Source organism: Cryobacterium sp. TMT2-42-4 (genome assembly GCF_004402645.1).
In the GTDB taxonomy this organism is placed as follows: domain Bacteria; phylum Actinomycetota; class Actinomycetes; order Actinomycetales; family Microbacteriaceae; genus Cryobacterium; species Cryobacterium sandaracinum.
In genome coordinates, this window is record NZ_SOFT01000005.1 from 1 (window position 1) to 8,950 (window position 8,950).

Sequence of the window (8,950 nt, forward strand, 5' to 3'; positions counted from 1 at the left end):
TGTCATGCGTTGAAGAGCGAGACGGGGTGGCAGGTGTTGCACCATCGGTGATGGCACGCTTGAGTGGACGTCGCCGACCGGGCGCACGTTCGTGAGTGAGCCGGCCACGGTCATCCGCACGGCGTCGACCACACCGTCGCAAGCCCCACCCAGCCGGGATACCCAGTCAGAGGTGCCCGCGCCGTTCTGAGGACGCGCGCGGCAGACACGCGAAACCGACCAGGAGTGCACCCGCGAACCATCCGCCGAGCGGAGCGCCCACCGGTCACCACAGGAGAAGCACTGTTCCGACCAGGATCAGCAGTCCGGCGAGCACGGCGACGAGACGCATCCCGTGAAGGAACACGAACGGCAGATATTGCGCACTGACGATGACCATGCTTGCCGGCACGAACAGGGTCGGTTCGGTCAGTCCCAGGGCAACGGCCGCGAGCATGCCCGAAGGGACGGTGAATGCGATCCGCGTCGCGAGCGTCGTCAGGGGAAAAATCAGCCTCCCCCCAGGAACAGCGTTGCGGGCTAGCTGAGTCGAAAGGACGCGGCCGACTGCTCTGGTGGTTGTTATCCCTTGTCCTTGGGCCGATCGCAACTTTCCTCATCGTGGTGATGCCGCGCGGCGGTCTCCGATTCTGAAGTCCAAGAAGGGCGGCGGCGAAGAGCCCGAGACGCATCGTCACGGTCGTCAGTTACGTAAGTCGAGATCCTCGACGAGCTGGGCGACTCGCGTGCGTGCTGCCACGTTGAGGCCGCGGATGGGGCGCGGCAGCGAGGCGGGAGGAACGAGCCCAGGTGTTCCGCGATCGTGGCCGTCACTCGCAGACTGCCCTGAGCGGCGAACATCTCCCAGAGCGGCTGCAGACGCTGAGATTCCGCGTCGGCCGCAGCGGTATCTCCTGCCTGTGCTGCGCGGGTGATCGTGAGGGCCAGTGCGGGGAGTGTGCCGCCGATCACCGAATACCAAACCTCGCATCCCGCATTGAGCCCGGTTGCGGCCGCGCTGTCCCCAGAGATCCCGACGGTGACGTGCTCGGGAGCGAGCGAGCGAATCGCATCGACACGGGCCCGTGCTTCATCGGGAACGGTGGGAAGGCCTGGAATCTTGAACGACGTCACGTTCGGCAGGGTCCCGATGCGTGCGTACAGTTCGTCGGAGAAGGTGAAGTGGGTTGTGCCCGGGTTGTTGTACACCACGAGCGGAACGGAGAGCCCCGCCGTGAGGTCTTCGTAGAGGCCGAACACGTCGTCCTCGGTGAGCTTCTGATACGACAGAGGGGCAGGAGCACGCCGGATGCCCCCGCGTTCTGAGCGTCCTCGGCCAGTGCCTGCACTTGAGAGGTGCGCAGCGCGCCGATGCCGACCATCACGGGGGTGCTCCCCGCAGCCTGAACGGCGGTGTCAGCCACGAGGCGGTGCTCCTCACGGTCGAGGCAGGCATAGGAACCAGTGGAGCCGAGCGCGGTGATCGAGTCCGGTGAACATGTGGGGGGCTTCTGTCTGGGACATGGGTGCGGGGACACGCGGTGCATCCCCTTGTGCGGCGGCTCCGGCGCGAACGACGATCGGGATGCCCCTGATCTGAACGAGGGCCGGTGTCTGGTGCAAGACGATCAGACCGAGGAGCACGCCGATGGCGGACTCGACCGCCAGGTGCGTGCCGAACGCGGTGTGAGACATCCGTCGTCAGGCGAGATTTCAAGCGTGAACGGTAGAACGGGCAGAAGCAGTGAGAGCCCGACCGGGGATGCGAGGACGCCCCGGGTGAGCTGCCCACAGGCCTGGGGATACGGAACACGGCCGCGGTTGCGGCGGCACCGGGGATCGTGAGCGGGCCCAGGAACTCGATGGTCACCGCGGTGCCGATCGGGATTCGCTCCGTCCGTGAGGCGCAACCACGCCGTTCCGGCAGCAGCCACTGTCGCAATCAGGTCGACGGAGAGCGCAGAGCCGAGCTGAACGGACAGCATGGCCGTGACAGCAAGCGCCGAGACGGGAATCGGGATGCTGCGGTGGTTCATGTCAGGCATTTCCGGACAGTGCGTTTGCTCCGAGCCGGCGCTGCGCGACCTGAACGTTCGAGCCGAGGCGAATGAGCTCCCGCTCGAGCTCCCGAGCTGCTGCCAATAGTGCGTCGTCGTCGAGCGGTTCGAGCGCGTCGAGGATGAACAGGGCGCTGGTGGTGGTGTCGGTGAGCTGGGTGCGACGTGCTTGACGCCAGTTCCAGCGTCGACACGTCACACCGCCCGTGTCGGTCCACACGACCTCCCCGGCGTCGGGATGCTCAGTCCCGGATGCGCCCTCGGACATGATCTCGAAAGGTTCCGACCCGGTTGCGCGGATCAGGCGTGGTGCTCCGACGTAGTGCGCCAGGTCCTCCCCGCCGAGCGGCACCACGTGCAGAATCGAGATCGAATTGTACAGGTCCGTGAGCCGATTCACACGGGGCAGCCCGGATGCCGCGCGGCGCATGAGCGCCTCCAGACTATTGCGGGTGCGCTGTGGCTTCGCACCGAACGCCCGATACGCCTCGCGCCACGCGGCAATGTGCGGAACCTCCTCGACAGCCTGTTGCTGGAGCGTGGCACGAGCGACCTCTTCCGCCGCGAGGAGCAGCGCCTCGCTTGCCTCATCACTCGGGCCGGGCTCGAGTCCATCGACAGCGACCAACACCGCCCGGTAGTCGGGCCGTAACGCGAAGACGTCATCGTCGATTCGGGCGGCGTCGAGAAACGTGTTCAAGGCCGTCCGGTCAGGCATCAGCTCGTTCCATTCGGGTAGCCGAGCCGACGCCCGGGTCAAACACTGTCAGTGAGAATCGTGCTGCGTGCGCGCCGCCGTTGACGTAGGCATGGGCTACGTCGCCGGGGAAGGAGAGCGCGTCGCGATCGTTGAGCGTGACCGTCTGCACTCCCGACGAAATCGAGATCGCTCCCATGTGCACCTGCACGAGCTCTCTCGTGCCGGCCGTATGCGGTTCACTCACCTGTCGATCGCCTGCTTCGAGGGTCCAGTCCCACAGTTCGACGACGTTCGGCGGTTCAGTCACCGCGACGAGCACTCCGCGCCCGCCGTGCGCGCCGGTCCACAACACCGCGCCCTCGCCCCTCCGGGTGACTTTCATCGGCTTCGATCGGGGCGGTTCGACCAGATCGGGGAGGCCCACGCCGAGGGCGCCACTGATCCGGAGCAGTGTCCCTACGCTCGGGTTCGCGGCACCCTGCTCGATGTTGACCAGCATTCGGCGACTCACCCCGGTGCCTTCCGCCAGCTGGTCCAGAGTCCACCGGTGCTGTTGGCGTTCGTGTTTGACGCGCACACCGATGGCGGTCGCAAGTTCCGCAGCACCTTCATTCATAAGTGCAAAATAGTGCACTATTGGTGCATCAATCAAGGTTTCCTCGGGTACCAACAGTCGTTCTCAGTGGGGGAGGATGACGATCTTGCCGATGTGTCGTCGCTCGGAGAACTCTTTTGGGCTTCCGCAATCTCGGTCCGGGCAAGCGTGCTGCTGAGCTGAGGACTGACCTCGCCGCCGCGTGCAAGCTCGACCAGCCGACGAAAATGAACCCGGGTGTGTATCGAGGATCCGATCAGCTGCACATTGTGAAGATAGAGGCGACGGAGGTCGAAGTCGATCACCGGCCCCGCCACAGCACCCGCGATCACCCAGCGCCCGTTATCCCGAAGCATCGGCATCATGGTGGAGACCCCCGGTCCACCGGCGACGTCAGCAACCACGTCCAACCCCGCCGGGGCGGCGGCACCGATCTCGGCGAGGATACCGGGTGAGTCCCGGTTGAAGACCTGGGCTGCACATTGGCGAGCACGGCATCCCCTTTGGACCCACTCGTGATCGCCAGGACCAGTGCGCCTCGAGCGGCCGCCAGCTGAACGAGGGCGAGACCGACGCCGCCGGATGCTCCCGTCACGAGCACGGTTTCGCCGCCTCGCACGTCGGCACGTTCAAGCATTCCGATCGCGGTGCCGAATGCCACCGGCAGGCACGCCAGCTGCTCATCCGATAGAGGGGAATCCTGAACGTCATGAGCATGAGTTGCATCCACGGCGACGTACTGCGCGAACCCGCCATCGGCCTCGCTGCCCAGGTACCCCACCGGAGACGCATCCTCGCTTTCTCATCCGTAGATAGCCGGGTCCACGAGCACCCGGCGGCCCAACAGCTCTTCGGTCACACCATGACCCACCTCGACGACAATGCCGGTGATATCCCCACCCTGGATGCGCGGAAAATCAAACGAACCCGGCCAGCCGGCCTGCGCCGTGGGATCTTCCGGCAACCCATATGCTCCCCGGCGCGTCCAAATGTCTGTGTTGTTGACGGCAGCCGCCGTTACTTTCACCAGCACCTGGTGGTACTGCGGCCGCGGCCGGAGCCAATCGTCGTGCAATTCCAATGCTTCGGGGCCACCGAATCTCATCAGTACGGCTGCCGTCATCGCATAATTCATCCTTCGAGCCTGCCAGTGTCAGCGGGCTTTCGTGAAGTGGGTTCCGCCGAAGCCCTGATCCCTGCGAGACACTGCAGATTCCCCGGTTTCGCGGTGTTGGGCCAGGCCGAGGGCATCGCCTTCACCGAACGAGTTCCTGCCCACCATGCACGGGTTCGATGCGTTCTTCGGCAACCACTGCCACTTGAATACCGAGAAGAAGACGGAAATCGGCCGCCGCCGTGCAAAGTCAGATCGGGCTCACCACAGTGTCTCGCGCAACCGTTCCTGCCGTTTCAGTCCTCCAGAGCCTTGCCCCGTTTCTCGGGGAGTCCGAGAGCGCCGAGTGCAGCGACCACGAAGAACATTGCGAAGACCGTGAAAAGAAGTGCGGTCCCGCCCATCTCGCGTAGCATCGGCACGGCCAGCGGAGCCAGGATGGCGGCGATCCGTCCAACACCGGCTGCCCAGCCGGCCCCGGTGGCACGGATGCGGGTCGGGTACAGCTCAGGGGTGACGGCGTAGAGCGCTCCCCACGCACCCAGGTTAAAAAAGGAAAGAAGCATGCCGGCACCGATCACCTGGGTGGCATCGCCGGCTACCGCGAATAACGCCGCCGCAAGTGCGGAGCCGGCAAGGAATACGGCCAGTGTCCTGCGCCGTCCCCAACGCTCGATGAGGTACGCCGAAGCAGCATAACCCGGCAGTTGGGCCACGGTGATGATCAGCGTGTACGCGAAGGAGCGAACAAGCGAGTATCCCGACGCGACCAGGATGGTCGGAAGCCAGATGAAGGCGCCGTAGTAGGAGAAGTTTACGCAGAACCAGACCAGCCACAGCGCACCGGTTCGGCGACGCAGGCCGCGCGACCACAGCGCGGTGACGCGTGTCCGGGAACCGGTTTTGATCGTCCCCTCACCTGTCTTTGCGGGGCACGCAGAATCATAGGGTCCGGCGGTGATTCCGGCTGACTTTTCGAAACGTCGGACGGTCGATTCCGCCTCAGAGAGGCGGCCACGCGACTCGAGGAAGCGAACCGATTCCGGCAACCGAAGGCGCACGACCACCGCGTACACGGCCGGAACCGCTCCGACAGCGAGTGCCCAGCGCCAGCCGTCGGCCGATGACGGTACGACCAAGTACCCGATGACTGCGGAAACGGTCCAGCCAATGGCCCAGAAGGATTCGAGGATGACGATGATGCGGCCGCGAATTCGTGGAGGCGCGAACTCGCTCACGAGCGTCGAAGCGACCGGGAGCTCACCGCCAAGACCGAGCCCCACGATAAATCGCCATGCAATAAGTACGGCCACAGTCTCGGACAGTGCCGACGCTCCCGTCGCGAGACCGTAAACGAGAAGGGTGAGAGCGAAAACCTGGCGTCGGCCGATACGGTCGGCCAGCAAACCACCGAGAACTGCGCCAATGGCCATACCGACGAACCCGGCGGATGCGATCCAGGACAGCTCCAGGTCGGAGACTTGCCATTGCACCGCCAATTGTGCAAGAACGAAAGAAATGAGTCCAACGTCCATCGCATCAAGCGCCCAGCCCAATCCGGAACCCACAAGCACACGACGGTGCTCTCGGGTGAACGGCAGCGCATCCAATCGCTCGGATCGACTGGGGCGTGCACGAACTTCAGCCATCAGGTTCCCAATTCAGCGTTTGTGACCAGGCGGCGAACTGAGGGTGAAGCCTCTGCCGGATAGTTGAACCCTATTGCACGAGACCTGGCCGACGCGTGTGTGTCATGGAGCGGCGGCGCCGGGGTGCGAGACTGGCCAGACACAGTCGGCCGAGCGGGCGTACCCGCACTAGCCCAAGGAGTTCAACGATGAACACACCCATCACAGCATCCGTCCCAGCGCCTATTGCCGGCCTCTCCGCCCGCGTCGAACGAGCAGATCTCGATGTCGCCTCCTCATTCGCCGCGTTCGTCGAGAACGAGGCGCTGCAGGGAACCGGAATCACCGCGGACGCCTTTTGGCCGGGGCTGAGCACGCTGATCAGCGACCTCACTCCCCGGAACACGGAGTTGCTCGGCATCAGGGATGACCTGCAGGCCCAGATCGATACCTTTCACCGGGCCAACCCCGGCCAGCCTGACCCGGGCGAGTACCGTGCTTTCCTCACCAGGATCGGGTACCTCGCGACCGAACCCGGGGACTTCACCATCACCACCTCGAACGTCGATGCGGAGATCGCGTCGCAGGCGGGACCCCAGCTTGTCGTTCCGCTGCTCAACGCGCGGTTCGCTGTCAACGCGGCGAACGCCCGCTGGGGTTCGCTTTACGACGCGCTGTACGGCACCGACGCGATATCCGAGGACGGCGGTGCGTCCCGGGCGGATTCCTACAACGCCGTCCGCGGCGGACGGGTGATCGCGCGCGGACGGGCCCTGCTTGACCAGGCCATCCCACTCGAACGGGGCTCGCACACTGATGCCGTTGCTTACCGAGTCGAGAACGGTGCGCTGGTCGTGGCTTTGACAGACGGATCATCCGCTGTCCTGGCGTCGCCCTCGGCGCTGGTCGGCTACAGGGGAGAGGCGTTGGAACCGTCGTCCGTGCTCTTCCGACATCACGGACTGCACCTCGACGTGATCGTTGATCGGACCGCACCTATCGGGGCCACGGACAGTGCGGGCATCCAGGACATCGTGCTCGAGTCCGCGGTCACCACGATCATGGACCTCGAAGACTCGGTTGCCGCGGTCGACGCCGAGGACAAGGTGCTCGGCTACCGCAACTGGCGCGAGCTCATGCGCGGCACGCTGAGCGAGACCGTCAGGAAGGGCGCCGGCGTCTTCACGCGCACCATGAACGCCGACCGCGTCTACACGGCTCCTGACGGCGGCAAGGTGACGCTGCCCGGCCGGAGCCTGCTGCTGGTGCGCAACGTCGGGCACCTGATGCAGACCGAAACCGTGCGGGATGCGTCCGGCGTCGAGGTCTTCGAAGGCATTCTCGACGCGGTGCTGACCGTGCTCGGTTCGTTCCCCGACCTCGTCGGCGAGACCCGAGGCGGCAATTCCCGCACCGGCTCGGTGTACATCGTCAAGCCGAAGATGCACGGCCCCGACGAGGTGGCGTTCACCGTCGACCTATTCGCGCGGGTGGAGCAGCTCCTCGGTCTGCCCCCGCTCACCGTGAAGGTGGGGATCATGGACGAAGAACGGCGAACTACGCTGAATCTGCGGGCCTGTATCGCCGTTGCCGCGGAGCGCATCGTCTTCATCAACACGGGATTCCTCGATCGCACGGGCGATGAGATCCACACCTCCATGCACGCCGGGCCAATCGCCACCAAGAGCGAGATCCGTTCCATGCCGTTCATGGCTGCCTACGAGAACGCGAACGTCGACGCCGGTCTCGCGGCGGGCTTTCCCGGCCGTGCTCAGATCGGCAAGGGCATGTGGGCGATGCCCGATCTCATGCACGACATGCTCGAGCAGAAGATCGCGCATCCCCGTGCCGGCGCAACCACCGCCTGGGTCCCGTCTCCCACGGCGGCGACGCTGCACGCGACCCACTATCACGAGGTGGATGTGGCCGCCCGTCAACGAGAACTGGCCGGGCGGACCCGCCAGGCGCTGGACCCGATTCTTGTCCTCCCACTCGCCGAGCGGGACCTCAGCGACGAGGAGCGCCTGACCGAGCTGGACGACAACGTTCAGTCGATCCTCGGCTATGTCGTTCGATGGGTCGACCAGGGGGTCGGCTGTTCCAAGGTCCCGAACATTCACGGCGTCGGCCTCATGGAGGACCGTGCGACGCTGCGCATTTCCAGTCAACTCCTCGCGAACTGGCTCACCCACGGCGTCATCAGCAAGACGGATGTCGACGCCAGCCTCGGGCGACTGGCGGCGGTCGTCGATGCACAGAATTCCGATGACCCGACCTATGAAGCGCTGATCGGCAGAACCGGGCCTGGGCTCGCGTTTCTGGCCGCCCGCAGACTCATCATCGACGGTGCATCCTCACCCAACGGATACACCGAGCCGATCCTCCACCAGGTCCGGAGGGCAAAGAAACGTCTGGCTCCCGCTCGTCATTTGCTCTAACGGACCTTCATGGGGCACAGAATTCACCGCCAGGGCTTCGAGCCGGCGCTGGGCAGCTGGGTGCCATTTGGGTACCGCGGAGCTCCCCTACTCTGCGGGACCTGACTGTTGTTGTTGTGCTCGATGTGAGGTGCGTGTACCCAGGAGCGGAGGGGGCGGCAATGCTGGACTGCGGGGATGCCCTGCTTGAAGATGGGTTCGAGGAGGCGCAGTGCTTAGTCTGGGAGCCCGTCTCCCGGGAAAAAGACAGTCAGCAATTCCTCGGCCGCACTGAGCTCACGAACATCGCAGATCGCGAGCAGGTTGGCGATGCGGAATTTGTCAAGGTGAATGAGGCCAGCGTGAGTTTAGGCGGCTAGTTTCGGCTCCACGTTTTGAGCTTCGGCTGGCTTGTTGATCCAGGCCGCGTCGGGGGTGGCGAGGATCTTCGGGTCGCAGC

General features: G+C 64.9%; 9 protein-coding genes and 1 pseudogene. 2 read left to right on the forward strand and 8 right to left on the reverse strand.

The genetic code is table 11. The features are described from left to right. Positions 1-265 precede the first annotated feature (265 nt). The 8 genes and pseudogenes from E3O18_RS15965 to E3O18_RS00855 all read right to left on the reverse strand — a co-directional run bounded on the left by E3O18_RS15965 (position 266) and on the right by E3O18_RS00855 (position 6,094). Positions 266-436: a hypothetical protein gene (locus E3O18_RS15965; RefSeq protein ID WP_166784683.1), complete on the reverse strand. Its 171-nt coding sequence runs from the start codon at positions 434-436 to the stop codon at positions 266-268. 125 nt (positions 437-561) lie between these two features. After that, entirely contained in the window at positions 562-1,239 is a 678-nt protein-coding gene (locus tag E3O18_RS00830) for a dihydrodipicolinate synthase family protein (RefSeq protein ID WP_277870875.1), read from the reverse strand. 98 nt (positions 1,240-1,337) lie between these two features. Continuing rightward, positions 1,338-1,463, reverse strand: a pseudogene (locus tag E3O18_RS16695) (dihydrodipicolinate synthase family protein); the annotation flags it as partial. Further along, positions 1,417-1,674 carry a hypothetical protein gene (locus E3O18_RS16290; RefSeq protein ID WP_198410879.1) on the reverse strand — a complete coding sequence of 86 codons (258 nt, stop codon included), beginning with the start codon at positions 1,672-1,674 and terminating at the stop codon, positions 1,417-1,419. The pseudogene E3O18_RS16695 and the gene E3O18_RS16290, both read right to left, overlap by 47 nt. A 342-nt stretch (positions 1,675-2,016) precedes the next feature. Beyond that, positions 2,017-2,754, reverse strand: a complete 738-nt coding sequence (locus tag E3O18_RS00840) for a phenylalanine--tRNA ligase beta subunit-related protein (protein ID WP_134417246.1) — start codon at positions 2,752-2,754, stop codon at positions 2,017-2,019. After that, positions 2,747-3,352, reverse strand: a complete 606-nt coding sequence (locus E3O18_RS00845) for an XRE family transcriptional regulator (RefSeq protein WP_174722100.1) — start codon at positions 3,350-3,352, stop codon at positions 2,747-2,749. Before E3O18_RS00845 ends, E3O18_RS00840 begins: the two co-directional genes overlap by 8 nt. A 781-nt stretch (positions 3,353-4,133) precedes the next feature. Continuing rightward, positions 4,134-4,466: an alcohol dehydrogenase catalytic domain-containing protein gene (locus E3O18_RS16395; protein WP_166784861.1), complete on the reverse strand. Its 333-nt coding sequence runs from the start codon at positions 4,464-4,466 to the stop codon at positions 4,134-4,136. 275 nt (positions 4,467-4,741) lie between these two features. Continuing rightward, the gene (locus E3O18_RS00855; RefSeq protein WP_134399212.1) at positions 4,742-6,094 is read right to left on the reverse strand and encodes an MFS transporter; all 1,353 of its coding nucleotides are present in this window, start codon (positions 6,092-6,094) and stop codon (positions 4,742-4,744) included. 188 nt (positions 6,095-6,282) lie between these two features. On the opposite strand from E3O18_RS00855, the gene E3O18_RS00860 reads away from it, so the two are divergent. Together E3O18_RS00860 and E3O18_RS00865 are read left to right on the forward strand one after the other, a co-directional pair. Then, on the forward strand, positions 6,283-8,511 hold the full coding sequence (locus E3O18_RS00860; RefSeq protein WP_134396173.1) for a malate synthase G: 2,229 nt from the start codon (positions 6,283-6,285) through the stop codon (positions 8,509-8,511). 161 nt (positions 8,512-8,672) lie between these two features. Then, entirely contained in the window at positions 8,673-8,870 is a 198-nt protein-coding gene (locus E3O18_RS00865; RefSeq protein WP_134417248.1) for a hypothetical protein, read from the forward strand. Positions 8,871-8,950: the final 80 nt, after the last annotated feature.

Coding starts and splice junctions, on each gene's coding strand:
- E3O18_RS15965 (WP_166784683.1), bottom strand. CDS start 436: ATGCTCGCGGCCGTTGCCCTGGGACTGACCGAACCGACCCTGTTCGTG.
- E3O18_RS16290 (WP_198410879.1), bottom strand. CDS start 1,674: ATGTCTCACACCGCGTTCGGCACGCACCTGGCGGTCGAGTCCGCCATC.
- E3O18_RS00840 (WP_134417246.1), bottom strand. CDS start 2,754: ATGCCTGACCGGACGGCCTTGAACACGTTTCTCGACGCCGCCCGAATC.
- E3O18_RS00845 (WP_174722100.1), bottom strand. CDS start 3,352: ATGAATGAAGGTGCTGCGGAACTTGCGACCGCCATCGGTGTGCGCGTC.
- E3O18_RS16395 (WP_166784861.1), bottom strand. CDS start 4,466: ATGAATTATGCGATGACGGCAGCCGTACTGATGAGATTCGGTGGCCCC.
- E3O18_RS00855 (WP_134399212.1), bottom strand. CDS start 6,094: ATGGCTGAAGTTCGTGCACGCCCCAGTCGATCCGAGCGATTGGATGCG.
- E3O18_RS00860 (WP_134396173.1), top strand. CDS start 6,283: ATGAACACACCCATCACAGCATCCGTCCCAGCGCCTATTGCCGGCCTC.
- E3O18_RS00865 (WP_134417248.1), top strand. CDS start 8,673: ATGCTGGACTGCGGGGATGCCCTGCTTGAAGATGGGTTCGAGGAGGCG.